Genomic DNA, 26,283 nt, shown 5'->3' on the forward strand with positions numbered 1-26,283 from the left:
CTCAGACATTCAACAGCAGATGTTCGCGCTCCCACGGAGAGATAACCTGCAGGAATTCTTCATACTCGGCGCGTTTGACGATGCCATAGACGCGAGCAAACTCGGGGCCCAGAACCTCGTGCAAGGCGGTCGCCTCATCAAACAGGTCCAGCGCATTGCCCATGACCTGCGGGATATCGCCTTCGCCTTCGTAAGCGTCGCCATAGAACTGACGGCGCGGGCGTTCCTGTTGAACCAGTCCCAGATAGCCGCAGGCCAATGACAGGGCGATGCCCAGATAAGGGTTGCAATCCATACCGGCGATGCGGTTTTCGACACGGCGCGCCTCGGGGCCGGACAGCGGCACGCGGATGCCGGTGGTACGGTTGTCGCGCGCCCATTCCAGATTGATCGGGGCTGCGTGGTCTTTCACGTAACGGCGGTATGAATTCACATAGGGCGCCATCACCGCCAGACCCGAGGGCAGGTGGTTCTGCAACCCGGCGATGAAGTGGTAAAACGCGTCTGTCTCACCCCCTTGCGGGCCGGAAAAGATGTTCTGCCCGGTTTCCATGTCGATGATCGAGTGGTGGATATGCATGGCCGAACCCGGCTCATCCACGATCGGTTTCGCCATGAAAGTGGCAAAGCAGTTATGGCGCAGCGCGGCCTCGCGGATCAGGCGCTTGAAGTAAAATACCTCATCCGCCAGCTTGACCGGGTTACCGTGGCGCAAGTTGATTTCCAACTGCCCGGCGCCGCCTTCCTGCGTGATGCCGTCAATCTCGAACCCTTGGTGTTCGGCGAAATCATAGATGTCGTCGATCACCGGGCCGAACTCATCGACGGCAGTCATCGAGTATGCCTGTCGCGCCGCCGCCGGACGGCCCGAACGCCCCATCATTGGCTTGATGCCTTGGGCGGGGTCCACGTTGGGAGCGACCAGAAAGAACTCCATCTCGGGGGCCACGACCGGTTTCCAGCCCTTGTCGTGATACATCTGCACCACGCGTTTCAGCACGTTGCGCGGGCTGAACGGGATCGGGTTATCATCGCGGTCATAGGCGTCGTGGATCACCTGCAACGTCCAGTCGCCGGTCCACGGGGCCGCAGAAGCAGTCGAGAAATCGGGTTTCAGGATCATGTCCCGCTCAATAAAGCCGTCCTCGCCCGCGGCCTCACCCCAGTCGCCGGTGATGGTCTGGTAGAAAATGCTGTCGGGCAGGTGGAAATAGGCTTGCTTGGCGAATTTCGAGGCTGGCACCGCCTTACCCCGCGCAATACCGGGCAAATCCGAGATGATGCATTCAACCTCGTCCAAACGCTGACCTTCGATATAAGATTGTGCTGCCTGCGGTAGTTGATCTTTCCAGTCGGCCATCAGGCCCTCTCTTTCTTCAAAAACTCCGCCATGAATTGCCCGATCTTGGGGTTGTCGTCATTAGCGGGCAGGCGGTTGGTCGCGGCCTGCATTAATTCATCTGGCACAAGACCTTTACCACGCGTGTCCATCAAACCCTTGATGAACCCGTCGCCGTATTCCGGATGGGCCTGAACGGTCCAGATTGTATCACCATAAGCGACCATGGCGTTCTGGCAGAAGTCGTTGGTGCCGGTCACGCGAGCGCCGTCGGGCAGGGCAACTACCTGATCCTGATGCCACGCGTTCAGCGTAACGGTCTGCCCATCCAGGTCATAGTCGGTGCGTCCCACCGCCCAGCCACCTGTGAACTTTTCAACTTTGCCGCCCAAGGCTTGCGCAATGATCTGGTGGCCAAAGCAGACCCCGATCAGTGGCTGGCCCTTGTCGCGGATCGCGCGGATCAACTCTTCTAGCGGCGGTATCCACGCGTGGTCCTCGTACGCGCCATGGCGCGAGCCGGTGATGACCCAGCCATCGGCTGCATCGGTGCTGTCGGGGAACTGCCCGTCCACCACGTTGAAGGTTTCAAACGTAAAGCCGTTGCCACCCAGCAGGGTACGGAACATGCCGTCATATGTGCCGAATTCTGAACGCAGGTCATCGGGGGGGTGGCCGGTTACAAGGATGCCGATTTTCATGGGTCACCAAATTTGATCAAATTTATTCTAGCCGACCGCGCCGGGCCGGGCAAGAGGGGTCAGACGGCTTCGACATAACTCAGCCAATGGTCCTCGGGTGGGCGCTCGGCAAAGCGGCGGATTTCCTGCCGTTTAGTCATCGCCAGAAAGCGGATCAGATCGGCGGGGAAAATCCGCGCGACATAGCTGTCGGATTCAAAGGCGGCAACGGCGGCCTCCCAATCGCTGGCCAGTTGCGGCAGGCCGTCAATGTCATAGGCGTTGCCGGTGATCGGCGCTGGCGGTTCGGTCGCGTCATCGATCCCGTTCATTGCTGCCCCCAAAACGGCGGCCAGCATCAGGTAGGGATTGATGTCCCCACCGGCGACGCGATGCTCAATACGGCGGGCAGCGGGTGGACCGCCGGGAATGCGCAGGGCGGCGGTGCGGTTCTCAAAGGCCCAGCTTGCACCAGTGGGCGCGTGGGCGCCGGGCACAAGTCGGGTATAAGAATTGCCGTGCGGCGCAAAGATCAGGGTGCTGCCGGGCATTGCCGCCAGACATCCCGCGATGGCGTGGCGCAACGTATCCGTCCCCTCGGGGCCGCCATTGTCAAAGACGTTCTGGCCGGCCTGATCGACGACCGAGAAATGCACGTGCATCCCATTGCCTGCATCGTCAGCATAGGGTTTGGACATGAACGTCGCGGTGAACCCGTGTTTGCGCGCCAGCCCGCGTGTCAACACCTTGAAAAGCAACGTATCATCAGCGCAGCGCATTGCGTCCTGATGGTTCAGGTTAATCTCGAACTGCCCAACGCCACCTTCGGAAATAGCAGTCTGGGCAGGAATACCCATCGCGGCGCAGCCATCGTAGAGGTCGGTGAAAAAGGCATCAAACGCATCCATTTCAGCCATGGACAGCACTGCTTCGTCCACCAGCCTACGCCCGGTTATCGGGTTCATTGGCGGCAGTGGCTGCGGGCCGGAAGAGTCCAGCAGCGTGAACTCCAATTCGGTCGCGGCGACCACCGACCAGCCGCGCTTGGCGTAGCGCTTCAATACAGAAGCAAGCGCGTGGCGTGGGTCTCCGGCAAAAGGGGTGCCATGGTCATCATAAAGGCACATCGGCACCAGTGCGGTGTCAACATCAAGCCAGGGCATCGGGACGGGGCCGCGCTCGGTCGGCAGCAGCACACCATCGGCATCACCGGATTCAAAGACCAGCGGACTGCCGTCAATATCTACACCCCACAAGTCGACGTTCAGGGCCGAAAACGGTATTCGAACAGTCCCCTTGTCCAATTTCTCGGCATATGAGGGAGGCACGCGTTTGCCGCGCAACTGACCGTTAAGGTCACAGGCTGCAACGCGAAAACTGTGCAAGGCGCTCAGGTCCATCGGGGTCTCCATCACTCTGGTTCCCCGAGGTGTAGTCGACGCAAAGCGTCTTGTCACGAAATTTGATCAAATTAACCCCGCGCCGAGAGGAGAAGGCGCGGGGTTTGGCGTCAAACGAAGTTGATGCCGTTTTCAGCCATCGGATGCGAGGCCACAAGGGTACCCGTCATCGCGTGGATGGCATTGGCCAGCGCCGGTGCCGAAGGCGGCGTTCCGGGCTCACCGACACCTGTCGGTGCCTCCGCCGAGGGGACGATGTGCACGTCGATGGCAGCGATGTCGCCGATGCGCAGCGGTTCGTAATCCGGGAAGTTGGATTGATCGACTGCCCCGCTTGTCAGCGTGATCTGATCGCGCATGACATGGCCGATGCCATAACCGATGCCGCCCTCCATCTGCGCCTTAACCACATCGGGGTTCACGGCGATGCCGCAATCGACGGCGCAGGTGACCTTTTCGATCTTGATGCCGTTTTCCGCATCGCCCGAGATTTCAACAACCTCAGCCGCATAAGACCCAAAGGACTTATGCACCGCGATCCCTTGCGAACGGCCAGCAGGCGCATTGCCCCAGCCCGCCTTTTCCACGGCAAGTTTCAGAACGGCAGCTTTGCGCTGCTGGTCGGGGTTGGCGCTGTCGGACAGGTGGGCCAGACGGAACTCGACCGGATCACGGCCCGCAGCCTCAGCGACCAGGTCCATCATGGTCTCCATCGTATAGGCCGTATGGGTATGCCCCACCGAGCGCCACCACAGAACAGTGGTCGCCTTGGGTGTGTCGGTCAGGCCAAGTGCCATACCTGGGATGGCATACGGGCTGTCGGCCACACCTTCGACCGAGCTGTGATCGACACCGTCATGGACTAGAACTGCCTCAAACGCGGTACCTTTGATCACCGATTGCCCGGCGATCTGGTGCTGCCAGCCGACGATGTTGCCGTCAGCATCCAGACCCACGCGGACCTTGTGGCCGAAAGCGGGGCGGTAATATCCGCTGCGGATGTCATCCTCGCGTGTCCAGACCAGTTTCACCGGGCGCGAGCGATCGGTGACCACAAAGGCCAGCGCTGCTTCGACCTGATAATCTGCATCGGGGGTGGCACGGCGGCCAAATGATCCCCCGGCCAGCATGGTCTTGATGTGGATTTTCTCAGGCGGCAATTGGAAGATTTGCTGATAGGCCATATGCGGACCGGTTGGCATCTGCGCACCGTCATGCAGGACAATATCGCCCTCAGCGGTTTGTTCGATGGTGCAGTTCAACGGCTCCATTGGCGCGTGGGCCAGCAGCGGGAAGTAGAAGGTCTTTTCGACCACCTTATCCGCCCCGTCGATGGCCGCCGAAACCGCCGCCACGTCTGCCTTGTTCACGTTGTACGTGGGCTCAGATTCCAGTGCGGCCATGATCTCGGCCTTGATCTGATCCGAGTCGCGGGTCTCTCCACCCGACATGTCCCATTCGACTTCAAGCGCGTCGCGCGCTTGAATGGCGGCCCATGTGTCTTCGGCATAGACCGCAACACCAGCCTGATTGGGAAGGATGGCAGCGTTGATATAGCCTTTGACCTCTTTCGACGCGCTGTCGTCAAAGCCTTTGGCGATACCGCCCTTGGATTCGGGGCGCTTGATCATCGCGACCATCTGGTTGGGCACATGCACATCCATCGCATACATGGCCTGACCGTTGCCCTTGATGGCCGAGTCCTTACGGCGCACGGATTCGTTGCCGATTAGACGGAACTCGGACGGGTCTTTCAGGCGCGGCTCGGCGGGGGCCTCAAGCTGCGACGCCGCAGCAACGAATTCCGCGATCGGGGCAGATTTGTCACCTGCCTTTACGATGCCTGCCTCGATGGTGATGCCCGATGCGTCCACGCTCCAACTTTGGGCGGCAGCGTTGATCAGCATCTCGCGCGCGGCGGCACCGGCCTGACGGTATTGCAGCCAGGAATTCGCCATCGCGGTCGATCCGCCTGTGCCTTGGAATGGACCGAACAGCAGGTTGTTATAGACGTTGGGATCAGAGGGCGCGAATTCGTATTCGATCTGATCCATGGTCAGGCCGATTTCCTCGGCGATCAGCGTTGGTAGACCCGTGGCCGGGCCCTGACCCTTTTCAAAGTGTTTGACGATGGCGGTCACGGTACCGTCGGCGTCGATCTTTACGAACGGGTTGAACTGCGTGGTCTCGGACGAGGCTGCCGCCAGCGCGCCATCGGGGCGTGCGCCGACCAGCAGCACGGCACCGGCCGCAGCGGCGCCTTTCAGAAATCCACGGCGTGAGGTGTTGATGGTCATTGATCAGGCCTCCAGAATCTCGGACGCGCGCTGGATTCCGGCGCGGATACGTTGATAGGTGGCGCAACGGCAGGCGTTGCCGGACATGTATTCGTCGATCTCTTCGACCGACGGTTTTGAGTTCTCGGACAGGAGCCCGACTGCGGACATCACCTGACCAGATTGGCAATAGCCGCACTGAACCACGTCCAGTTCGACCCATGCCTGTTGCACGGCAGCGCCAATCTTGTCATCGCCCACGGCTTCGATCGTGGTGATCTCGGCATCTTCGACGTCTTCGATATATGTCTGGCAAGAGCGCACAGGCTCGCCATTCAGATGCACGGTGCAGGCGCCGCACGACGCAACGCCGCAGCCGAATTTGGTTCCGGTCAGCTTAAGTTCATCCCGGATCACCCACAGTAGGGGCGTGCCGGGTTCGGCGTCGACCGTGTGGGTCTGGCCGTTCAATTTCAAGGTCAATGACATGAGGGGGATTCTCCATGTTGGGCTGGTTACCCGAGTCGGTAAACTGACGGGTTTACCGTATGCGACAAATTCTACTCTGTAAACCCATCAGTTTACGTAGGGTTTGACCTCAATCTGTCAATGGGACTATAGCTATGAAATATGAATGACGTCAGCGCGCCGAATGCGGCCAAACATGCTCAGATCATCGAAGCAGCGGTTTGCGAGTTTCAGGACAAGGGATTTGCGGCGGCCAGCATGGATCGTATTTCCCTGCGGGCCGAAGTCTCTAAGCGCACGTTGTACAAGTACTTCGAAAGCAAGGAAAATCTGTTTCGTTCCATCGTGTTAGAGCTATCCAACAGGTTCGCCGGAGTGCAGGATATCCGCTATCAGAAAGGCCGCGATATCCGAGAGCAATTGACTGAGCTGGCATGGGCCGAAGGGCGTATTCTGATGTTGCCCGAGGTGATGGCCATGTCGCGGATGGTGATCAGCGAAACCTTGCGCAACCCGGATTTGGCGGCCGCGGCACAGGGCAAGCTGGACAAGACCGCGATTTTCGCCGCCATGCTGCAAGACGCCGCAGATGATGGGCAATTGCGGATTGAGGAACCTCAGGCCGCAGGGCAGGAGTTCATCGGCCTCATCAAAGCCAAGGCGTTTTGGCCGATTATTTTTTCCGGTGACGTTCTGAGCAAGGACGAGATGGAGGCCACCATCAACAGCAGCGTTGACATGATCCTTAGCCGTTACGGGGTTTGATCGTTTCGATGCCTCAACCGGCTGCCCCGCCGGAGAGCGTGCCGAGCATTTACCCGGCTTTTGTTATTCCGTGTGGCGTTTGATCCCGAAACAGTGGTAGACGGCAAGCTTGGAAACGGATCGTCTTGTTCAGGTTCGTGGCGAAAGTCGGGAAAGATGTCGGACGTAACAAAGACCCAAAAGCCTTCGCAAGCTGAGATCTGGCGCGCGGCGCGCCTATCGGTTGCGCCGATGATGGACTGGACCGACGTAAAAGTATTTTATTAATATTTTATAATGTTTTAGGTTCTTTAGTTTTGCTCAAGTTTGCAGTTTTGTTTGCAATCCCACATAGTCTCGGCAGACAGTCCGCCTTTGGGGACTGATGTTGTGTCCATACCAGCCGGGGTGCTGCAAATCTCCGCGAAAGCCGTCTTCGAACATCTGACCCCGGGAAACGCCGGCGCTGAGATGGGCAGGGTCTGTGACCGGCTGCGCACCAAATGTGGGTGGTCGAATGCGGACCTGAAAAAAGCTCATGGAACTGGTCCGCAACGAAATGATCACAGATGGTGAGACGCGCCTCTGGATCGCGGTGCTGAAACAAGCAGCTATCGATGCCCAATCGAAATCTTCCGTAAAGATCCTCGAAAGAGACAGAGCACACAGGTTCCTGGTGTCGAACGACAGCGTCTAAGTTGCCGCGCTCGTCAGCGTCGATCCTGATGCCTAGAAGGCGTCTGTAAGCGTCGTCGGGGGGCAGTGGGATGGTTCAGAAGGTCACGTGTCGTAGACCTTCATTCGACCCTGCTGCCGAGCAGACGCGCGCCACAGCCTCTTTCGCACTCCTTCCGGCTCGAGGTGCTTGTACTTTCCGCCGGAGAATTTCGGCCAGTCCAGAGCAAGACCCTGGCGTACAAGTTCTGCGGCAATGTCAGTTCCGTCTGGCAAGAAACACTCAGCAACCAGCCTGTCGTAAGAAAGGTCTTCCCCCAACACGGCCGTCACGACCTTGCCCTTGCACATCCGAACAACAGCGTATTTCGATTTTTTCCCCCAAGGATGCTCCAGCTCCGGCGCATCGATGCCAGCGATCCTTATCTTGGTCTTAGAGATGACAATCGTGTCGCCGTCGATCACATAGCATTTTCCAGTGATGGTTCTGAGGGTCGGCTTTGGATCGGGGCGCTCCGGGGCAGGGGCCCGCCAAGGCGAATGGTCAGGCGTTTTCCAGCGCGGTACATGCGCTCGCGTTGACTGCCTCGCGTTGCCTTGTCGCCGGGACCCAACGAGAACCCGCATAATGAGCTTAAACATCGATAACCCTCTTCAGCGTTAGTCGTTCGGGAGCAATGCAAATCCGCTTTCAAGTGAGTAGGCAGGCGAACCTGCATCGCTCCCTAGCCAAGCCGTCTTCCCCTCGCGGTGAAGTGTACGCACGCGAAACGGCAGGGCTTGCGGGGCATCTGTCATGATTTTCGCGCGGAGGCTTTCGAGTTCCCGCCAAAGTCATTTTTGATCCGGCCAGAACAGACCTCACGTCAGCATTGACGTATCTCCACAAGAATTTGGCAGGAAAACAAATGCAACATTCACATTTTTGTATATCTCCGCAGCAAGCCTTGCAGACTTGTTTCAGAGTGGATTTTGTAATGAGGGGGTACGCTGCGAGGCCCAGAGGTGAGCGCGCTGCCTTTCTCCGCGTCGGCACGCGCGCTCCCTCTACAGTCATAAGTGCTTTTGGCCTGAGACCCTACCTCAGAACTTCCTCGGCTGCTGGATCACGTTTTCAATGATCCCTGCACCGGCTAGGCTGCGTGCGCCGCATTGGCGATACGATCTGAAGTGGCCTCATCTACGGCCAGAGCGACGCGCCCTGCGCCATAATAGGCGGCACGGAAGCCTCTTGTGGCGGCATCATGGGTCTTTCCATGGGGGGGAACCTTCCCTGCCACACTCGGACGGGCTACAGGAGTCGCTGAGGGCGGCATTTGCGGCTTCGATGCGTTGACTTGACTCCACGCTCTTCGGAATTCAGGCGTCCCTTGGCCCTCTTGAGCGAGCCTGATGATCCACCGCTTCGCGTGAACTTGCTATTTTCCATAGAGCGGCCCTTTCGTGCCAGGAGTCCCGGAGAAAGCATCCTGCGTCATGGCAGTGCCCTGAGCGGCTTCCCGTTCGGATCGGCCGGATAGGGCTCCGGTGCGCCCGTCCGCCAGGGCGCACGGCCTGCGCCGCGTTGGTTCCTGAGGCTACCGCTCATCCCACCGGGGTTTGAGAACGGCTTCATTTGTCTTTCTTCCGATTGCGGCGTGGGCGCGGAGGCTCTTCTTCCGCCATCATGGCGCGGATGTCGTCTTCGCTGATGCTCGGACCTTTGTAGGTGTGGCTGATTACCGTGGTTATGCTTGCATTGACGTTCTCATCTTCCGGGTCGCACTGCTGTGAAATGTTCGGGCCGCGCGGCTCAGTCAGGCTGCTGCCGCGCAGCGACCCTGTCTTGCCGTCTTAGTTTTCGAACTTATTCATGTCGGTCTTGCCTCCATTCTATTTTGACTAACGAAACGTGCAGCCTGTGCAGGGCGCATCCAGAGCCGGTTCGGCGGGCTGACGCGGTAGGTCGGCGTGCCATCCTTGCTCAGATAGTGCAGCGCCTTGCGAACGTTTCTGGCGACGGACGGAGGCGCGCAATGGGTGATTGCCACACCCCAGGACACGATCGGTTTCAAATCTGCTACGGCAGCGATCAGATCGTTCGTCGCCATTGGGCGTCCTGCTGCCTCAAGAGCAGTAAGGAGCCTGCGCTGCAGCTCACCGTGTCCGCGGCTCATCGAGGTCTACCTCATCTGCGCTGTCATCCTCAGACACTGGCGCATCGACGTCTTCGTCCGCTCCCAGAGCCGTGGTTCGACGCGAGGCCCTCCCCATCATTGTCACTTAGAATGTTGCGCGTCACTCAGCTGCGGTGCAGCTTGATACTGTCGGCGTATCAGAGACACCTTCAGAACCAGTGGTCGTCGCACCTGAACCGATAGAACCAGCGGATGGTCCCGGGTCGACATCGTTGTTAGAGACCGTGTTCTTTGGCGCCTCAGAAACGGTCAGCGGGACCCCGGAAGAGTTAGATCGGGATGTCGTCGCGGGTTTGAGGCTAGCAAATCGCTTGTCATCGAAGGGATCGAGGTCTGCCGCTCGAACATCCGGTTCAACAGCAACTCGGACTTGGAAGTTGACACAGACGGCGATGGCGATACGGATTTGACAATCCTGCTGGGCGATGCGCAGGCGGATGGTGACGGTTTTGTCTTTACCAAGGATGGAAACACGGTCGCCAACTGCGCGAACTTCCTGCCGGGCTTTGCGCCCGGAGTCCGTGTTGCGGACAGTGCGGTTAACGGAAATCGTCTTGGGTTCTTCGTTGTTCAGAATGGGGCCGCGCGGGCGGCAGATTTGTCTGATGCCGATGATCTTGGTTTCATCGCCAGTAACGGCGGCTTGGCCGACGTGGATGATGAATTCGACTTTGCTCTGACGGCGAGCGGGGATTCGGCAGGCGTTACCACCGTTCACTCGGAAAAAGCGATATGGAACACCGATGATCAGCAACACGCGCTGCCCGGAACCGCAAGGGGCGGTGAGGCAATGATCATCGGATTCGAAGATCTGACCGGTACCGGGGGCTTTGATTTCGAAGATGTTGTCTTCTTCGATACCCGTGTTGAGGCGGACGCCGTTTAATCTGGCGCATAGCGGGCGCAAGTAAATCAACGACAGGATGATAAAGCCGAAGAAGATTTCGGCTTCGTTCTGAGTTCATATTCCCCAAGACACAACACAATCAAGCGCGGGCTGCGTGCCTGCCCAACTGTTGAAGGCCGCTGAGGACAAGGCGATCCCTCGCAACTTTCCCAGGTTGACGAAAAAAAATGTTGCAACCGGTTGCAAAGAGAAACATGCTGCGCGCGAAGACTGGATTCGGAGAAGCCGCATGCTCAAGATCGGATTGTTAGGGGCCGGACGGATTGGCCGGGTACATGCGCAAGCCATCAATGAGCATCCTAAAAGCGTATTGGCTGCGGTGTCAGATGCCGTTCCCGAAGCGGCGGAAAGTCTGGCGGGAGAATATCAGGCCGAAACACGCAGTTCAGAAAACATCATCGCGGATGCTTCCATCGATGCGGTTTTGATTGCCACGCCCACCGACACGCATTCCGACCTCATCGAGGCGGCGACTCGCGCGGGAAAAGCCGTACTTTGCGAAAAACCCGTCGATTTGGACCTGAATCGGGCTATTGCGTGTCAGACAAACGCATCGGAAACCGGTCGGCCGGTTATGGTCGGGTTCAACCGTCGGTTTGATCCAAATTTCGCGGCACTAAAAGCCTCGTTCGAGGCAGGAGAGATCGGCAAGGCGGAACTGCTGTCGATCACGTCCTTTGACCCGGCCCCGCCACCTATCAACTACGTCAAAGTGTCGGGCGGTTTGTTTCGGGATATGATGATCCACGATTTCGACATGGCAAACTATCTGATGGGGCAGTTGCCCAGAATGATTTCAGCTGTCGGAACATCAGTTGTGGACCCTGAGATTGGTCAGGCGGGGGACTATGATACCGCTGTTGTTACAATGACTTACGCAGATGGAAGGGTCGCTGTAATCAAGAATTCCAGACGTGCCGTGTACGGTTACGACCAGCGGGTTGAGCTGTTGGGGTCAAAGGGGCTGCTTCAGGCGCACAACATCCTGGAAAACTCGGTGGTGAAGTCGACGGCGGATGGTGTTGTCGGTGCCAAGCCGACCTACTTTTTCCTGGAACGTTACATGACTGCTTACCTGACAGAATGGAGTGCATTTGTTGATGCCGTACAAGGCGGGTCGGATATGCCGGTTACTCTGGAAGACGGCGTCGCAGCACTGGCGATGGCCGAAGCTGCGACCCGTTCGGCGCGCTCCGGAACGCCGGTGATGATGAGTGATGTTTTGAAACCGGTTGCAAAATGATCGGATTTCCTGAAACTGAACATAGCCCCGGTTCACTTGGGGGCGGAGGAGATTCGGCCAAGGCCGAATGACTGGGGCTGAAGCCCAGACAATACGATTGACAGTTCTATTGGGAGGAATGGAAATGAAAACGTTCGTAAAAGGGGTTCTGATGGCCAGCGCTGTCGCATTCGCCGGTGCCACAGGCGCGGCAGCGGAGGGCGAGAAGTACATTCTGATCAGCCACGCCCCGGACAGTGACAGCTGGTGGAACACCATCAAAAACGGCATCGCCTTGGCGGGCGAGCAAATGGGCGTTGAGGTTGAATACCGCAACCCGCCCACCGGTGACCTTGCAGACATGGCGCGGATCATTGATCAGGCCGCAGCTTCGGGACCAAACGGCATCATCACCACTCTGGCCGACCCGGACATCCTGGAAGGCCCGATCAAGGCGGCCGTGGATTCTGGCATCGACGTCATCATCATGAACACCGGGACGCCGGAAAAGGCGCGTGAAGTTGGCGCGCTGATGTATGTGGGTCAGCCGGAATATGATGCCGGTTTCGCTGCAGGTCAGCGCGCCAAGGACGATGGCATCGGATCCTTCCTGTGTGTGAACCATTACATCGTGCAGCCGTCCAGCCAGGAACGTTGCCAGGGCTTTGCCGACGGTCTGGGTATCGAGTTGGGCGAGCAGATGATCGACGCGGGTCAGGACCCGGCCGAGATTAAAAACCGTGTTCTTGCCTATCTGTCGGCCAACCCTGAAACAGAAGCAGTTCTGACGCTTGGCCCGACCTCGGCGGACCCGACCATTCTGGCGCTGGAAGAAAACGGCATGGCCGGTGACATCTACTTTGGCACCTTTGACTTGGGTGGCGAGATCGTCAAAGGCATCAAAAGCGGCGTGATCCAGTGGGGCATCGACCAGCAGCCCTTCCTGCAGGCTTACCTGCCGGTTGTCGTGATGGCTAACTACCACCGTTACGGTGTTCTGCCGGGCAACAACATCAACTCGGGTCCCGGTTTTGTGACCGCAGACGGGTTGGAAAAGATCGAAGAATTCGCGGGCGAATACCGCTGATCTTTAAAACGGTGCGGACGCCGGATGTGTGTCCGCACCCCATTATACAAGCATTCAGAACGAAGCGCGAAGGAGGCAACAATGGCTGGGTCAGCGCAAACCGCAAGCGGCGACGAGCGGATCAAAGAGATCTCACCCCTGCGCCGAGCCCTGATCCGCCCGGAATTGGGTGGCATGGTCGGCACGGTGGCAGTGTTCACGTTTTTCCTGCTGTTCGCCTTTGATAGCGGCATGTTCACCGCTCAGGGTGTGATGAACTGGTCCGTGGTCTCTGCTCAGTTCATGATCATTGCCGTAGGTGCGTGTTTGTTGATGATCGCGGGCGAATTTGATTTGTCCGTTGGTTCGATGATCGGCTTTGCAGGCATGATGATCGCGATCTTTTCCGTCACGCTCAGCTGGCCGGTCTGGATGGCCATTATTGTAACCTTCGCGCTTTGCGTATCGATCGGGGCGGTCAACGGGTACATTGTCGTGCGTACCGGCCTGCCCAGTTTTATTGTGACGTTGGCTTTCCTGTTCATTCTGCGCGGCTTCACCATCTACCTGCCTCAGACCATCGAGCGGAAAACCATCATCGGCGGTATCCGCGACGTGGCCGAGGGCGACTGGCTGGCGTCGGTGTTCGGCGGCAAAGTTGGGCAGGGCTTTTTCGTCTGGCTCGGTGACAACGGCCTGATCGAAACCTTTGAACGCGGTACGCGTCAAGGTCAGCCTGTGGTCGACGGTATTCCGATGCTGCTGATTTGGGCACTGGTGATCATCATCTTTGGCCATGTGCTGCTGACCAAGACCAAATTCGGAAACTGGATATTTGCCTCAGGCGGAGACGCCGAGGCCGCAAGGAACTCGGGTGTTCCTGTGAACCGGGTCAAGGTGCTGATGTTCATGTTTACCGCCTTCTGTGCGACCGTCTTCGCGACCTGTCAGGTGATGGAGTTCGGCTCGGCCGGTGCAGACCGTGGTCTGCTCAAAGAGTTCGAGGCCATTATCGCGGTGGTGATCGGCGGCGCGTTGCTGACCGGCGGCTATGGCTCGGTTCTGGGTGCGGCTCTCGGGGCGCTGATCTTTGGTGTGGTTCAGCAGGGACTGTTCTTTGCAGGGGTCGAAAGCTCGCTGTTCCGGGTGTTCCTTGGCGTGATCCTGCTGGGCGCCGTAATCCTGAACACCTACATCCGTCGCATCATCACGGGAGAACGCTGAGATGACCGAAGATACCAAATTCCATCACGGCGACGCGCAGGACCAGAAACCGATCATTCGGATGGTAGACATTCAGAAACACTTTGGCTCTGTGATCGCCCTTGCTGGTGTCAGCTTTGATCTGAAACCGGGAGAGTGTCACTGTCTGCTGGGCGACAATGGTGCGGGCAAATCGACCTTCATCAAGACCATGTCCGGAGTCCACAAACCAACAGCGGGTGAGATCTTCTTCGAAGACAAGCCCATGCATTTCGAGGACCCGCGTGACGCCATTGCAGCTGGGATCGCAACGGTACACCAGCACCTGGCGATGATCCCACTGATGAGTGTCAGTCGGAATTTTTTCATGGGCAACGAACCCACGCGCAAGGTCGCCGGGATCAATTTCTTCGACAAGAAGCTGGCCGATGAAATCACCATGGAAGAGATGCGCAAGATGGGCATCAACCTGCGTGGACCGGACCAGGCCGTAGGTACCTTGTCCGGTGGTGAGCGTCAGACAGTTGCAATTGCTCGTGCGGTGCATTTCGGCGCAAAGATCCTGATCCTGGACGAACCGACTTCGGCGTTGGGCGTGCGCCAGACGTCCAACGTTCTGGCGACCATCGACAAGGTGCGCAGCCAGGGTGTGGGTGTGGTTTTCATCAGCCACAACGTGCGCCATGCACTTGCTGTCGGCGATCGCTTCACCGTTTTGAACAGGGGACAGACGCTGGGCACCGCGAAACGCGGCGAAATCTCGCCCGAGGAACTGCAGGACCTGATGGCAGGTGGTCAGGAGCTGGCCGAGCTGGAAGGGTCCTTGGGCGGCACGGTCTGACGCGTTCCCGCTTGGACCGGAGATATTGAAGAAACTGGAATTCAACCGACTGGCCGGGGTGGCCTTAAGTTGAAAGGGATCACAATGGGCAAGACAATCAGACTGACCGCAGCGCAAGCTTTGGTCCGCTATCTGGGCGCGCAGATGAATGAGGCCGGAGAGCCATTCATCGCAGGTGTCTGGGCTATTTTTGGTCACGGCAATGTGGCCGGATTGGGTGAGGCATTGCATGCCGTAAAGGACAGCCTGCCGACCTATCGCGGCCACAATGAACAAACCATGGCGCATTGTGCCATAGCCTATGCCAAGCAAATGCGACGTACGCGGGCCATGGCTGTAACCTCGTCCATCGGGCCGGGCGCAACCAATATGGTGACGGCGGCCGCGCTGGCCCATGTGAACCGTTTGCCGGTTCTGATCATTCCCGGCGATGTCTTCGCGACACGAGGTCCCGATCCTGTGCTGCAACAAATCGAGAGTTTTGGCGACGGAACGGTCAGCGCCAATGATTGCTTCAAACCAGTCAGCCGGTACTTTGATCGCATCTCACGGCCGGAACACCTGCTGACCGCGTTGCCGCGCGCGTTCCGCACGATGACGGACCCAGCTGAATGTGGGCCGGCGACTTTGGCTTTCTGTCAGGACGTTCAGGCCGAGGCGTACGATTATCCGGAAAGCTTCTTTGAACCGCGTGTCTGGTATCAGCGCCGCATACGTCCGGATGAAGGCGAACTGGCCCGCGCTGTCGCGGCCATCAAAGCAGCAAAGCGCCCGGTCATCGTGGCCGGGGGCGGGGTGCACTATTCGGGCGCGACGGATGCGCTGCAGAGTTTCGTGGAAACGCACAACATCCCGATTACGGAAACGCAGGCTGGTAAGTCCGCCTTGGCGTGGGATCACCCGTTGAACCTTGGACCCGTAGGCGTGACCGGTGGCGAACCGGCCAACTCGGTCTGCGCCGAGGCGGATCTTGTGCTGGCCGTTGGCTCTCGCCTGCAAGACTTCACCACCGGGTCTTGGGGCCTGTTTTCCAATCCGGAACGCGAGATGATCTGCCTGAATACGGCTGCCTATGACGCGGAAAAACACGGCGCTATGCCGTTGCAATCGGACGCGCGTGTTGGGCTGGAGGAATTGGGTTCAGCATTGCAGGGGTACCGCGCCAACCCTGTGACGGACTCACTGAAGGCCGAATGGTACGGCAAGGTCGACAAGCTGACTGATGCGCCGGGCGACGGAAACGCGCTTCCAACAGATATGCAGGTTGTTGGCGCGGTTCAGCGGGCGTCATATGACGATACAGTTGTCATGTGCGCGGCGGGAACCATGCCGGGAGAACTCCACAAACTCTGGAAAGCGCCGCGCCCTGGTGCTTATCACATGGAGTACGGCTTTAGCTGCATGGGCTATGAGATTGCCGGAGCAATGGGAATTAAAATGGCTCAACCGGATCGCGATGTGATCTGCTTTACCGGCGACGGCACCTACATGATGGCGAATTCGGAAATGGCGACGGCGGCGATGATGGGTGTATCGTTCACCGTAGTCATTACCGACAACCGTGGCTTTGGCTGCATCAACCGTCTTCAGATGGGCACTGGCGGAGCCGAGTTTAACAACCTTCTGGACCATGCAGTGCATGAGAACCCCTCGGCCATTGATTTCGCGGCCCACGCGGCGGCGATGGGGGCGACATCCGTCAAGGTTAGCTCGGTTGCCGAACTGGAAGGCGCGCTTGCCAAACGGGGCGATGTCAAAGGGCCCTATGTGGTTGTCATCGACACTGATCCGTACCCCTCGACCGAATACGGCGGTACGTGGTGGGAAGTGGCTGTTCCGGAAGTCAGCATTCGCCCCGAAGTGAACGAAAAACGCGCAGCCTATGAGCTGGCGATTAAGGAAAGAAACACGAAATGAGCGTGAAAATCGGGATTTCTCCGATCGCTTGGCAGAATGATGATTTGCCGGACCTGACAGCGGCTTACACGATGGAGCAAGCACTGAAGGAAGCGCGTGAGATCGGTTATGTGGGCGTCGAACGCGGCCAGCGTATGCCCAGTGGTACCGAAGGGTTACGCGCCTATCTCGAAGGCAATAATATCGCGCTGTGCGGCGGGTGGTGCTCGGGCGCGTCACTGGTCAACGATTCCGCGACAGAGCGCGAAGCGGTGCGCGAACAGGTTGAGCAGTTCGTGGCCCTGAATAGCCCGTGTATCGTCTATGCCGAATGTTCGAACACCGTTCAGGGTCAGGCCGGTACCCCGGTCAACAACCGCCCCAGACTGTCCAAGGACGAAGTCCTGGCCTATGCCGCCAAGATTACTGAACTGGCCAAATGGATGGGCGATCAGGGGATGCCGATGGCCTACCACCACCACATGGGCACGATCATCGAGACCGAGGATGACGTGAACTGGCTGATGGAAGGATCAGGACCCGAGGTAAAGCTGTGCTTTGACACCGGCCACCTGCTGTTCGGCGGTGGCGATGTCATGGCGACTCTGAACCGTTGGGGCGATCGGGTGCATCATGTTCATTTCAAGGACATCCGTCCGACTGTTGTTCAGGATGTGCGCGAAAACGACCGCAGTTTCTTGGACGCCGTTGTCGCGGGCGCGTTCACAGTACCGGGCGACGGTTGCATCGATTTTAAGGCGGTGGCGCACGCTTTGAAATCCATGGACTACCACGGCTGGATCGTCGTCGAGGCCGAGCAAGACCCGGCCAAGGCACCGCCCTACGAATACTCTAAGAAGGGCTACGAGCATATTCTAGAGGTCTGCGCGAAAGCAGAATTGGAGGTCCAAGCATAATGATCGGCCCCGCGGGGCGACACCGAAGCCATGAAAAAGGGAGATGTCTCATGGTAAATCAGGAATTGGGTTTTGTTGGTTACTTCGACCGTGAATCCTGTGATCTGGATGAATTCAAGGTGTTGACCTCGCAGAGTCTGGCAGCCGAGGCGGTGCCCCATGCCGCCTCGATTGATAAGAATGTTCCGATCTACGACATGCACGTATTGCGCCCGGTGCTGGAGGACGCAGGCAAGCGCAAAGCTCTGTTGGCCGAGTGGGGCTTTGTTTTGGGTAAATGGGCCGGAGTGATCGCTCTGAAAGGAGCGTTCGCTGATACATCCGTCATCGACCGCGCCAGCGATGTTTTCCGCCAGATCATCGTAGAGGAACGTCAAAGCGGTGCTGGCGAAGGTGATCACTTCGCCGCCTCTGGCGCGAATGACCGGATCTGGAATGCGCTGCAAAAGCAGTGCCTGCGCGACCCTGAAGGTTTTGCGCTCTATTTCGGGAACACGGCGACTGCGGCGGCGTGCGAGGCGTGGTTGGGGCCAAATTTTCAGGTTACCGCTCAGATCAATCAGGTGCGTCCGGGCGGCAAGGCACAACAGGCGCATAGGGACTACCACCTGGGTTTTCAGAGCGCGGAAAGAGCAGCGAATTATCCCGCGCATGCTCATCTGGTCACGGCATCGCTGACATTGCAGGGCGCGGTCGCCCATTGCGATATGCCGGTGGAAAGCGGACCAACCAAGTTGTTGCCCTTTTCCCAGTTGTACCCGCCGGGCTACCTTGCGTTCCACGACGAGAGCCACCGGGCCCATTTTGAGGAAACCTGCATTCAGTTGCCGCTGGACAAGGGAGATGCCGTTTTCTTCAACCCCGCGCTGTTTCACGCGGCGGGCGAAAACCGCAGCATGGATATCGACCGGATGGCCAACCTGTTGCAAATCTCATCCGCTTTTGGACGCGCGATGGAAGCCATCGATCGGCGATCCATGTCCGAGGCGGTGTTCCCCTCGCTTGTCGCCTTGAAACAACGTGGTGAACTGAGTGGTCGCGCGCTGGAAGCTGCTATTGCAGCCACGGCAGAGGGCTATCCATTCCCGACCAATCTGGACACAGATCCACCAATCAATGGCAACGCTCCGGAAAGTCAGGCCGATATTCTACGTCGAGCGGTGGCCGAAGGATGGAGCGAAGGACAACTGGCCGAGGCGTTCTCGGCCCTACAAACAAGGCAAGCTGCCTGAGGAACTACAGGCGGGCCCATCAAGCCCGCCGAATACGGAGAGAACACATGTCGGATCTGCTCAAAAAGCCCTTTGGGCGCAGGGGAAAAGTGCATGACATAACTCCGGCCAGTGCCGGGTGGCGCTATGTCGGGTTTGGTCTTTACCATTTGCGGGCAGGGGATAGTGTCAGCGAGGCAACTGGCGATCGTGAGGTCATTCTGGTCATGGTCGAGGGCAAGGCCAGCATTACCGGGGCAAGGCAGGACTGGGGTGTTCTGGGAGACCGGATGAACGTGTTCGAGAAGACGCCGCCGCATTGCCTGTACCTTCCGAATGGCACCGACTGGACAGCCGTGGCCGAAACCGATTGTGTGATAGCCGTGTGTTCTGCGCCGGGCAAAGGCGGCCACGAAGCACGCTGGATTGGGCCGGACGGTATCACCCTGACGGAACGGGGAAAGGGCGTGAACACGCGCTATATCAACAACATCGCGATGGAGACCGAGGATTACGCCGACAGTCTGTTGGTGACCGAAGTTTTCACACCCAACGGCCACTGGTCATCCTACCCCAGCCACCGCCATGACGAGGATGACTATCCACGTATCACCTATTTGGAAGAGACCTATTACCACCGACTGAATCCGGCCAACGGTTTTGGCATTCAGCGGGTCTATACCGATGACGGTCAGTTGGATGAGACCATGGCCGTTTCGGACGGAGATGTTGTGACCGTCCCGCGCGGCCATCATCCCTGCGGCGCGCCTTATGGGTTCGAGATGTACTATCTGAACGTCATGGCGGGGCCGCTGCGGAAATGGCGGTTCGTCCCAGCCCCCGAGGTCGAATGGATCATGGAGCGGGACGGATAACCTGAACCGACCCCGCCCTCGGGCTTTACCCTTGCGGCGGGGCTCCTAAGGCGCGGATCACCATTCTCGCTGCGGCCTCGACCGGGTCATGGGTTTCTTTCAGGATCGTCACGCGATCGAACCGTTCTGGGTCGCGATTAACCGCCTCGCGCATGGCGTGGCCGAATGCCATGCGCAGCTCCGTTCCGATGTTAAACTTGCAGATCGATGTCTCACGCGCCAACCGGCTGCGTTGTTCGACCGGAACGCCAGAACCGCCGTGAATGACCAACGGCACATTGGTCGCGGCGTCGATTTCCGCAATGCGAGCCTCGTCCAGCCCGCCCTCTTTGTTTTGCTGCAGGTGGACGTTGCCGACCGAGATTGCCATCGCGTCCACACCACTTTCGCGGGCGAACTTTGCGGCCTCGGCCGGGTCTGTGCCGTTCGACCCTTCGCCACCGGAATAGCCCACGAACCCGATTTCGCCTTCGCAAGATATACCGGCCGCATGCGCCATCTCGGCTATTGCGGCGGTTTCGTCGATGTTCTGCTGCAGCGGCTTGCGTGAGCCGTCGTACATCAGCGAGGTGAACCCGCTGTCCAACGCGATCTTGCACTCCTCAAACGTGTAACCATGATCCAGATGCGCCACGACCGGGACCGAGGCGTTCTCGGCCAGGAGGCGGAACATCTTACCCAGAATGGGCAGCGGAGTATGCTCGCGGCAGCTTGGGCCCGCTTGCAGGATCACCGGTGCGTTTTCGGCTTCAGCTGCGGCCACATAGGCGCGCATATCTTCCCACCCAAGGGTGACAAGGCCACCCACGGCATAACCTTGTTCATACGCCGGGGTCAGGACGTCTTTCAGGGTGACCAGTGTCATTTGAACTTGGCAATCATGTCTTTGATGCCCGGGATCGTTTCGACCTGATAGGCATGGGTGGGCTGGAAAAACTGGACCAGAGAGCGCTGTGTCAGGCCGCCGAGGATGGTGAAGTAATACATCTCGTACCCGGGCAGCACGCAACAGGGGTGGTAGCCCTTGTCGATGCAGATCGTTGAGCCGTCGACGATGTGATAGGCGTCGCCCGGCTCGTTGTCCTCGCGCTGCAACATTTGCAGGCCCGAGCCCCAATTGGGTTTGAAGCGGAAGTTGTAGGTCTCGTCGTGACGGGTTTCGTCCGGCAGACGGTTTGTGTCGTGCTTATGGCTGGGGAAGCCGGACCAACCGCCTTGGCCAACGGTGAAGAGTTCACTGACCAGTAGACGGCCAACCTTGTCGTGCTGTTTCTGGCCGAGGATGTGCTTGATCTTGCGATGAGTTTTAGTGTCGTCGCTGCCGTATTGAACCAAGTCATGTTCGCGCACATCGAAGGGATCCAGCAACTTGTCGTATTTGGCACCTGCAATAAACACTTCCGTCTCGTCCGACACGCAGACCAATTGGACCTTGGCGCCGACAGGAACGTAAACGCCTTCCGGCTCACCGTCCCAAACGTCTTCGCCGCGGTTGCCAAGCTTGGCGAAGTGTACGCCTTCGACGTCAACGTCTACACAGCCGGTGGCGGGAACGATGCAGGTCTCATAGCCCGGCACCTGATACTCGAACGCCTCGCCGTTTTTCAGTTTGACGATGTTGAAGTAATTCAGCGGTACAGTAGGGTCATCGGCATCGACGATGGGGTTATTCTGATTGTCATAGGGCGCGATATGCATGGAAGTCTCCTATGTCGTAGGGCCGGGGTGAGAGGCGAGAAACGCGTCCAGTTCCGGCGATGTTGGCATGGCCGGGGCGCACCCGGGTTTTGATACGACGATTGATGCGCAGGCCGAGCCGCGCATAACGGCTTCTTCCAGCTCGCTGCCCGCTGCAATTGAGGCCAACAAGCCAGCCATAAAGCTGTCACCTGCGCCGTTGGGTTTCACGGCTGTAACCGGATAGATGCCGGTTTCGATTTCTTGCCCGTCGGCAAACGTGACTGCGCCTTTTTCGCCCATCTTGTAAATAACGATCCGGCCCGGTTTTGCGGCCAGTTCCTTTGCCTTGTTCAAGCCCTTGTCGATGCCTCCGGCCATGAATCCGAACTCTTCGTCATTGCCGACGATCAAATCGCTGGCCTCGCCTGCACGCGACAGGACCTCAGCTGCGACTTCGGGGGATGGCCAGCTGTACGGGCGGTAGTCAATGTCGAATATGACCGGCAATCCCGCCTTGCGGGCGTTGTCGAAAGCGCGAAACGTGGCGCTGCGCGAAGGTTCCGAGGCGAACACCGTTCCAGCAGAGATCACCGCTGAGAACTTGTCGTAGTCGACCTTGTCCATATCATCTTCGGTCACCTGGAAGTCGACGGCACCGTTGCGGTAGATGACATTCTGAAAATTCTCGATCCGGCTTTCGTAGACGGCTAGCGACATGCGGTATTCGCCACCGACGACCCGGATGTACGACGTATCAACGCCGTATTGCGCCAGCTTGTTCAAACAGAACCGGCCCACAGCATCATCCGAGACCGAAGTGATCAGCGACGCCTGACTGCCCAGTTTGACAAGCCCGGCGCAGATGTTCGCCGATGACCCGCCCAGATCCGCGTGGAACGTGTCGGCGTCTTCGCTTTTGACGCCAACAGGATCGGCATAAAGGTCCATGCCAGCACGGCCAAAGACCGCAAACCGGTTTCCTTTGATACCGTCTATCAAAGCGTTCACGTCGTTACCTCCGGCAAAAAGGGGCTGGCGAGGATCGTTGGTCCTTGCGTTGAATCGATTCACACGATACTGATTTTGCAACCGGTTGCAAATACATTGTTCGGAGCCGAGACAGATGCCTGAAATCGGAATTGGAATCGTTGGTGGCGGCTATATGGGCAAGGCTCATTCGGTCGCGATGTCTGCCGTCGGCGCGGTATTCAACACTGTGCTTCGACCGCGTCTTGAGGTGATTTGCGCGTCCAGCCCGGAAAGCGCCGAGCGGTATCGTGCAGCCTATGGCTTCCGACGGTCGACCGAGGATTGGCGCGCGCTGGTCAATGACCCGGCGGTCGAGGCCGTCGTGATTGCCTCGCCGCAAACAACGCATCGTCAGATTGCTGACGCGGCGTTCGCCCTGGGCAAGCCGGTTTTGTGTGAAAAGCCACTCGGTTCATCGCTGGAGGATGGTCAAGCCATGGTCGCAGCGGCTGAGGCAGCAGGTGTCACCAACATGGTCGGGTTCAACTATGTCCGGACCCCGGCAACCCAGTTTGCGCGCCAGTTGATTGCGCAGGGAGAGCTGGGGGACATCACCTGGTTCCGCGGCGAGCATACCGAGGATTTTTATGCCGATCCCGAAGCTCCGGCGACTTGGCGCACGACTGGAATGGCCAACGGAACAATCGGCGATTTGGCCCCCCACATGGTCAATGGCGCCACGGCCCTGATCGGGCCGATTGTCGAGGTTATGGCCGAGGTCGAAACCGTTCACCACGAGCGTCCTGGCGGTCCTGTGACAAATGATGACCACGCTCAGATCATGTGCCGTTTCGCAAATGGCGCGATGGGGAATATTTACGTCAGTCGGATTTCTACGGGCCGAAAGATGGGTTATGCCTATGAAATATCAGGCACAAATGGTGCTATCCGGTTCGATCAGGAGGATCAGAATGCCCTGTGGCTCTATCGTCGAGAAGGGCCTGAGGCGGAAAGAGGTTTTACCAAAATCCTAACAGGCCCCGCCCACCCGGACTATGAGCCGTTCTGTCAAGGACCTGGACATGGAACCGGGTATCAGGACCAGATCATCATCGAAGCCAAGGATTTCCTTGAGGCAATTCATACCGGAAAAGCGATCTGGCCAACGTTCCGTGACGGGCACGAGGTTAACCGTGTTCTGGCTGCGGCTTTGGCATCATCCGAGCAGCGGCAGTGGCGACAAATTGGCGACTTCTGAGCGCTGAACACAACGAAAACACCAAAGAGAGACAAGAACCATGGCAAAGCTGAAATGGGGAATGATTGGTGGTGGCGAAGGCAGCCAGATCGGCCCTGCGCACCGTTTGGGCGCACTGGCCGACGGGATGTTCGAATTCGCCGCTGGCGCGCTGGATCATCGGCCCGATGCCGGTCGTAAATACGCCCAAAGGCTGGGCATCGCTGCGGATCGTGCTTATGGCGACTGGCAAGAGATGCTGGCGGGTGAAAAGGACCGGGAGGACCGAATTGATCTGGTGACGATCGCCACGCCGAATTCGACCCATTTCGAAATCACAAAGGCGTTTCTTGAAGCCGGGTTCAATGTCCTGTGTGAAAAACCTATGACCATGACGGTGGAAGAGGGGGAAGAGATCGTGCGCGTGGCCGAAGCCTCGGGCACGATTTGCGCGGTGAATTACTGTTACTCCGCTTATCCGATGGTCCGACAGGCCCGAGCAATGGTGCGAGCAGGGGATATCGGTAAAGTCCGACTGGTTGTGACCAATTTCAGCCACGGCCACCACGGCGATGCCACCGACGCGGATAATCCTCGTGTCCGTTGGCGTTACGATCCCGCCATGGCAGGCGTGTCGGGGCAGTTCGCCGATTGCGGCATTCACGCGCTGCACATGGCCTGCTTTATCAGTGATGACGAAGTCAAAAGCCTGTCCGCCGACATGGCATCGACAATCTCAAGCCGCGAACTGGAAGATGACGCGATGGTAAACTTCCGCACCGAAGGCGGCGCGGTTGGACGGTTGTGGACTTCGTCAGTGGCTATCGGTCGCCAGCACGGCTTTGACATTCAGGTGTTTGGTGAAACCGGCGGCCTTCGCTGGGCGTCCGAGCAGCCCAATCAGTTGATCTATACCCCGGTGGGTGGCCGTACGCAGATCATCGAAAAAGGCGAAGGCGGGTTGCATGACGAAGCGCAGCGCCTATCCCGGGTCGCTATCGCGCATCCGGAAGGGTTCCCTCTGGCGGTTGCAAATATCTATTGCGATCTGGCCGACGCGATTTTGGGAAAGGTCCGGGACGGTCTGCCCACGCCGTCCGATGGGGTTCGTTCCATTGCGGCGGTCCATGCCGCGGTCGCCTCGTCCAAGGCAGACGGAGCCTGGACGGACGCCCGCCCGCCGATGTTCCGTTGATCAGAGGCGGGGTCGCAGAGTGCCCCGCTCGATCACACGACAGGGAAAGATCCGCGCCTCGGGATAGCGGTCCGGGTCTTTCAGCATCTCTTCGACCAGATCGACCGACGATGTGATGATTTGTTTGATCGGCTGGTGAATCGTCGTCAGGTTTACGCTCTCCCATCGCGACATCTCCATGTCGTTCAAGCCGATTACTCCGACGTCCTTGCCAGGCTTCAGGCCATGATCCGAAAGGGCGGACAAGGCGCCGATGGACAGAATGTCATCACCGCAGAAGTACCCTTCTGCCGGATTATCCTTCAACAGCCTCAGCATCTCCTCACGTCCGGCCTCAAATGAATATGCGCCTGCGAACGAGTGAGATACTTCAAGAACGGGGTGTCTCTCGACCTCTTCCATGAAGCCGCGAAATCGGTCCATCGCAGAGGTCGCATCTTTGGGCCCGCCCAGATATCCGATCCGCTTGTAGCCGCGCGCGCGCAGTTCGCGGGCAGCCATACGACCGCATTCGACGTTATCGATCCCAACCACATGCACCTCGGGTGAGGTCGCCGAGCGCCCAAAAGTGTGCACGACGGGAACTCCGGCGTCGTGAAAGGCCTTGGCAAAACTGGGAGGCAAAGTGGAGGAAGCAACGATCGCGGCATCGACCGAATATTGCCGCAGCATCCGGACCGAATTGGCCGGTTCCCTTTCATCGGTCAAATTTACGATGAGGGGGCGCAGACCTCGTTCCTGCAATGCTCGCGTGAACTGGTCGAACACCTCAAGGAAGATAGGGTTGTGAAAGTTATTGGAAATCAAGCCGATCAGTTTGGTGCGCCCAGTCGTGAGCGAGGAGGCTAGCGCATTTGGGCTGTACCCCAGCTCTTTCGCGGCCTTTTCAACCTTGCTGCGTGTCTTGGCGGAAACGGACGCACCTTCGGTGAATGTTCTGGAAACGGCGGACCGCGAAACACCGGCCAATGCGGCCACGTCCTTTAGGGTCACAGCCATGATTGGCACCCTCGGTTCGGGGTAAGGCTAACTCGTGAATTCATGGTGAAAGCACTATGCACTATTGCATCGGACTTGCAATCGGTTGCAATGCGCTGGCGCAAAGACGCTGGGTACCGCTGTTCATTGGGAGACTGGTGGGTGATGAGAGACTCGAACTCCCGACATCTTCGGTGTAAACGAAGCGATCTATCCCGATCCGCTCGTACATCAAAGTGTTGTTTTCCACTGCCGCCGCCAACACCCTTTTGAAAGATGTCATGCGTTGCCAATAGCTTGGCACTCTCACAGTCGATAAATTCCTGC

Annotated in this window: 23 protein-coding genes; 12 read left to right on the plus strand and 11 right to left on the minus strand. The window is 58.3% G+C overall.

The window, feature by feature from the left end; genetic code table 11:
• Position 1: 1 nt before the first annotated feature.
• The 5 genes from RUESEDTHA_RS10125 to RUESEDTHA_RS10145 all read right to left on the minus strand — a co-directional run bounded on the left by RUESEDTHA_RS10125 (position 2) and on the right by RUESEDTHA_RS10145 (position 6,184).
• Positions 2-1,360 carry a glutamine synthetase family protein gene (locus RUESEDTHA_RS10125; RefSeq protein ID WP_180886618.1) on the minus strand — a complete coding sequence of 453 codons (1,359 nt, stop codon included), beginning with the start codon at positions 1,358-1,360 and terminating at the stop codon, positions 2-4.
• Positions 1,360-2,040 carry a type 1 glutamine amidotransferase gene (locus tag RUESEDTHA_RS10130; RefSeq protein ID WP_180886619.1) on the minus strand — a complete coding sequence of 227 codons (681 nt, stop codon included), beginning with the start codon at positions 2,038-2,040 and terminating at the stop codon, positions 1,360-1,362. Before RUESEDTHA_RS10130 ends, RUESEDTHA_RS10125 begins: the two co-directional genes overlap by 1 nt.
• Before the next feature lie 59 nt (positions 2,041-2,099).
• A complete protein-coding gene (locus RUESEDTHA_RS10135) occupies positions 2,100-3,419 on the minus strand; it encodes a glutamine synthetase family protein (RefSeq protein WP_180886884.1) in 1,320 nt (439 codons plus the stop codon).
• Between the two features lie 110 nt (positions 3,420-3,529).
• Positions 3,530-5,716 (minus strand): xanthine dehydrogenase family protein molybdopterin-binding subunit, encoded by a 2,187-nt coding sequence (locus RUESEDTHA_RS10140; protein ID WP_180886620.1) that lies wholly within the window; start codon positions 5,714-5,716, stop codon positions 3,530-3,532.
• A gap of 3 nt (positions 5,717-5,719) precedes the next feature.
• Positions 5,720-6,184, minus strand: a complete 465-nt coding sequence (locus tag RUESEDTHA_RS10145; protein WP_171122106.1) for a (2Fe-2S)-binding protein — start codon at positions 6,182-6,184, stop codon at positions 5,720-5,722.
• A 141-nt stretch (positions 6,185-6,325) separates the two neighbouring features.
• Between RUESEDTHA_RS10145 and RUESEDTHA_RS10150 the strand changes: the two genes are divergently transcribed.
• The gene (locus tag RUESEDTHA_RS10150) at positions 6,326-6,928 is read left to right on the plus strand and encodes a TetR/AcrR family transcriptional regulator (protein WP_180886621.1); all 603 of its coding nucleotides are present in this window, start codon (positions 6,326-6,328) and stop codon (positions 6,926-6,928) included.
• Between the two features lie 759 nt (positions 6,929-7,687).
• Here the strand turns inward: RUESEDTHA_RS10150 and RUESEDTHA_RS10155 are convergent.
• A complete protein-coding gene (locus tag RUESEDTHA_RS10155; protein ID WP_255431679.1) occupies positions 7,688-8,047 on the minus strand; it encodes a thermonuclease family protein in 360 nt (119 codons plus the stop codon).
• 1,385 nt (positions 8,048-9,432) lie between these two features.
• Positions 9,433-9,738, minus strand: coding sequence for a hypothetical protein (locus RUESEDTHA_RS10160; RefSeq protein ID WP_180886622.1), 306 nt, complete (start codon positions 9,736-9,738; stop codon positions 9,433-9,435).
• A gap of 391 nt (positions 9,739-10,129) precedes the next feature.
• On the opposite strand from RUESEDTHA_RS10160, the gene RUESEDTHA_RS10165 reads away from it, so the two are divergent.
• The 9 genes from RUESEDTHA_RS10165 (at position 10,130) to iolB (ending at position 19,897) form a co-directional block, all read left to right on the plus strand.
• Positions 10,130-10,645, plus strand: coding sequence for a DUF4114 domain-containing protein (locus tag RUESEDTHA_RS10165; protein WP_180886623.1), 516 nt, complete (start codon positions 10,130-10,132; stop codon positions 10,643-10,645).
• 250 nt (positions 10,646-10,895) lie between these two features.
• A complete protein-coding gene (gene iolG, locus RUESEDTHA_RS10170) occupies positions 10,896-11,909 on the plus strand; it encodes an inositol 2-dehydrogenase (protein ID WP_180886624.1) in 1,014 nt (337 codons plus the stop codon).
• 124 nt (positions 11,910-12,033) lie between these two features.
• Entirely contained in the window at positions 12,034-12,975 is a 942-nt protein-coding gene (locus RUESEDTHA_RS10175) for a sugar ABC transporter substrate-binding protein (protein WP_170427125.1), read from the plus strand.
• 81 nt (positions 12,976-13,056) lie between these two features.
• Positions 13,057-14,178, plus strand: a complete 1,122-nt coding sequence (locus RUESEDTHA_RS10180) for an ABC transporter permease (protein ID WP_180886625.1) — start codon at positions 13,057-13,059, stop codon at positions 14,176-14,178.
• 1 nt (position 14,179) lies between these two features.
• A complete protein-coding gene (locus tag RUESEDTHA_RS10185) occupies positions 14,180-14,998 on the plus strand; it encodes an ATP-binding cassette domain-containing protein (RefSeq protein WP_170466954.1) in 819 nt (272 codons plus the stop codon).
• Between the two features lie 84 nt (positions 14,999-15,082).
• Positions 15,083-16,915, plus strand: a complete 1,833-nt coding sequence (gene iolD, locus RUESEDTHA_RS10190) for a 3D-(3,5/4)-trihydroxycyclohexane-1,2-dione acylhydrolase (decyclizing) (protein WP_180886626.1) — start codon at positions 15,083-15,085, stop codon at positions 16,913-16,915.
• Positions 16,912-17,811, plus strand: a complete 900-nt coding sequence (iolE, locus tag RUESEDTHA_RS10195; RefSeq protein ID WP_180886627.1) for a myo-inosose-2 dehydratase — start codon at positions 16,912-16,914, stop codon at positions 17,809-17,811. The genes iolD and iolE overlap by 4 nt, the downstream gene beginning before the upstream one ends.
• Positions 17,812-17,861: 50 nt before the next feature.
• Positions 17,862-19,043 carry a phytanoyl-CoA dioxygenase family protein gene (locus tag RUESEDTHA_RS10200; RefSeq protein WP_180886628.1) on the plus strand — a complete coding sequence of 394 codons (1,182 nt, stop codon included), beginning with the start codon at positions 17,862-17,864 and terminating at the stop codon, positions 19,041-19,043.
• A 47-nt stretch (positions 19,044-19,090) separates the two neighbouring features.
• Positions 19,091-19,897: a 5-deoxy-glucuronate isomerase gene (gene iolB / locus RUESEDTHA_RS10205; RefSeq protein ID WP_180886629.1), complete on the plus strand. Its 807-nt coding sequence runs from the start codon at positions 19,091-19,093 to the stop codon at positions 19,895-19,897.
• A gap of 25 nt (positions 19,898-19,922) precedes the next feature.
• Here the strand turns inward: iolB and RUESEDTHA_RS10210 are convergent, their stop codons facing one another.
• The 3 genes from RUESEDTHA_RS10210 to iolC are packed head-to-tail and all read right to left on the minus strand — an operon-like array spanning position 19,923 to position 22,585.
• Positions 19,923-20,762 (minus strand): class II fructose-bisphosphate aldolase, encoded by an 840-nt coding sequence (locus tag RUESEDTHA_RS10210; protein WP_180886630.1) that lies wholly within the window; start codon positions 20,760-20,762, stop codon positions 19,923-19,925.
• The gene (locus tag RUESEDTHA_RS10215; RefSeq protein WP_180886631.1) at positions 20,759-21,595 is read right to left on the minus strand and encodes a 5-deoxy-glucuronate isomerase; all 837 of its coding nucleotides are present in this window, start codon (positions 21,593-21,595) and stop codon (positions 20,759-20,761) included. The genes RUESEDTHA_RS10210 and RUESEDTHA_RS10215 overlap by 4 nt, the downstream gene beginning before the upstream one ends.
• A gap of 9 nt (positions 21,596-21,604) precedes the next feature.
• On the minus strand, positions 21,605-22,585 hold the full coding sequence (gene iolC / locus RUESEDTHA_RS10220; RefSeq protein ID WP_180886632.1) for a 5-dehydro-2-deoxygluconokinase: 981 nt from the start codon (positions 22,583-22,585) through the stop codon (positions 21,605-21,607).
• A 115-nt stretch (positions 22,586-22,700) separates the two neighbouring features.
• Here iolC and RUESEDTHA_RS10225 point away from each other — a divergent pair, with 115 nt between their 5' ends.
• Together RUESEDTHA_RS10225 and RUESEDTHA_RS10230 are read left to right on the plus strand one after the other, a co-directional pair.
• Positions 22,701-23,804, plus strand: coding sequence for a Gfo/Idh/MocA family protein (locus RUESEDTHA_RS10225; protein WP_180886633.1), 1,104 nt, complete (start codon positions 22,701-22,703; stop codon positions 23,802-23,804).
• 40 nt (positions 23,805-23,844) lie between these two features.
• Positions 23,845-24,978, plus strand: coding sequence for a Gfo/Idh/MocA family protein (locus tag RUESEDTHA_RS10230; RefSeq protein WP_180886634.1), 1,134 nt, complete (start codon positions 23,845-23,847; stop codon positions 24,976-24,978).
• Here RUESEDTHA_RS10230 and RUESEDTHA_RS10235 read toward each other — a convergent pair whose 3' ends face one another.
• Positions 24,979-25,977: a LacI family DNA-binding transcriptional regulator gene (locus tag RUESEDTHA_RS10235; protein ID WP_180886635.1), complete on the minus strand. Its 999-nt coding sequence runs from the start codon at positions 25,975-25,977 to the stop codon at positions 24,979-24,981.
• Between the last annotated feature and the right edge of the window lie 306 nt (positions 25,978-26,283).

Origin of the sequence: Ruegeria sp. THAF57 (genome assembly GCF_903914075.1) — a bacterium.
Classification (GTDB): Bacteria; Pseudomonadota; Alphaproteobacteria; order Rhodobacterales; family Rhodobacteraceae; genus Ruegeria.

Bases quoted from the DNA above. Each gene is read 5' to 3' on its own strand.
- RUESEDTHA_RS10125 (WP_180886618.1), bottom strand. From the start codon at position 1,360: ATGGCCGACTGGAAAGATCAACTACCGCAGGCAGCACAATCTTATATC.
- RUESEDTHA_RS10130 (WP_180886619.1), bottom strand. From the start codon at position 2,040: ATGAAAATCGGCATCCTTGTAACCGGCCACCCCCCCGATGACCTGCGT.
- RUESEDTHA_RS10135 (WP_180886884.1), bottom strand. From the start codon at position 3,419: ATGGACCTGAGCGCCTTGCACAGTTTTCGCGTTGCAGCCTGTGACCTT.
- RUESEDTHA_RS10140 (WP_180886620.1), bottom strand. From the start codon at position 5,716: ATGACCATCAACACCTCACGCCGTGGATTTCTGAAAGGCGCCGCTGCG.
- RUESEDTHA_RS10145 (WP_171122106.1), bottom strand. From the start codon at position 6,184: ATGTCATTGACCTTGAAATTGAACGGCCAGACCCACACGGTCGACGCC.
- RUESEDTHA_RS10150 (WP_180886621.1), top strand. From the start codon at position 6,326: ATGAATGACGTCAGCGCGCCGAATGCGGCCAAACATGCTCAGATCATC.
- RUESEDTHA_RS10160 (WP_180886622.1), bottom strand. From the start codon at position 9,738: ATGAGCCGCGGACACGGTGAGCTGCAGCGCAGGCTCCTTACTGCTCTT.
- iolG (WP_180886624.1), top strand. From the start codon at position 10,896: ATGCTCAAGATCGGATTGTTAGGGGCCGGACGGATTGGCCGGGTACAT.
- RUESEDTHA_RS10175 (WP_170427125.1), top strand. From the start codon at position 12,034: ATGAAAACGTTCGTAAAAGGGGTTCTGATGGCCAGCGCTGTCGCATTC.
- RUESEDTHA_RS10180 (WP_180886625.1), top strand. From the start codon at position 13,057: ATGGCTGGGTCAGCGCAAACCGCAAGCGGCGACGAGCGGATCAAAGAG.
- RUESEDTHA_RS10185 (WP_170466954.1), top strand. From the start codon at position 14,180: ATGACCGAAGATACCAAATTCCATCACGGCGACGCGCAGGACCAGAAA.
- iolD (WP_180886626.1), top strand. From the start codon at position 15,083: ATGGGCAAGACAATCAGACTGACCGCAGCGCAAGCTTTGGTCCGCTAT.
- iolE (WP_180886627.1), top strand. From the start codon at position 16,912: ATGAGCGTGAAAATCGGGATTTCTCCGATCGCTTGGCAGAATGATGAT.
- RUESEDTHA_RS10200 (WP_180886628.1), top strand. From the start codon at position 17,862: ATGGTAAATCAGGAATTGGGTTTTGTTGGTTACTTCGACCGTGAATCC.
- iolB (WP_180886629.1), top strand. From the start codon at position 19,091: ATGTCGGATCTGCTCAAAAAGCCCTTTGGGCGCAGGGGAAAAGTGCAT.
- RUESEDTHA_RS10210 (WP_180886630.1), bottom strand. From the start codon at position 20,762: ATGACACTGGTCACCCTGAAAGACGTCCTGACCCCGGCGTATGAACAA.
- RUESEDTHA_RS10215 (WP_180886631.1), bottom strand. From the start codon at position 21,595: ATGCATATCGCGCCCTATGACAATCAGAATAACCCCATCGTCGATGCC.
- RUESEDTHA_RS10225 (WP_180886633.1), top strand. From the start codon at position 22,701: ATGCCTGAAATCGGAATTGGAATCGTTGGTGGCGGCTATATGGGCAAG.
- RUESEDTHA_RS10230 (WP_180886634.1), top strand. From the start codon at position 23,845: ATGGCAAAGCTGAAATGGGGAATGATTGGTGGTGGCGAAGGCAGCCAG.
- RUESEDTHA_RS10235 (WP_180886635.1), bottom strand. From the start codon at position 25,977: ATGGCTGTGACCCTAAAGGACGTGGCCGCATTGGCCGGTGTTTCGCGG.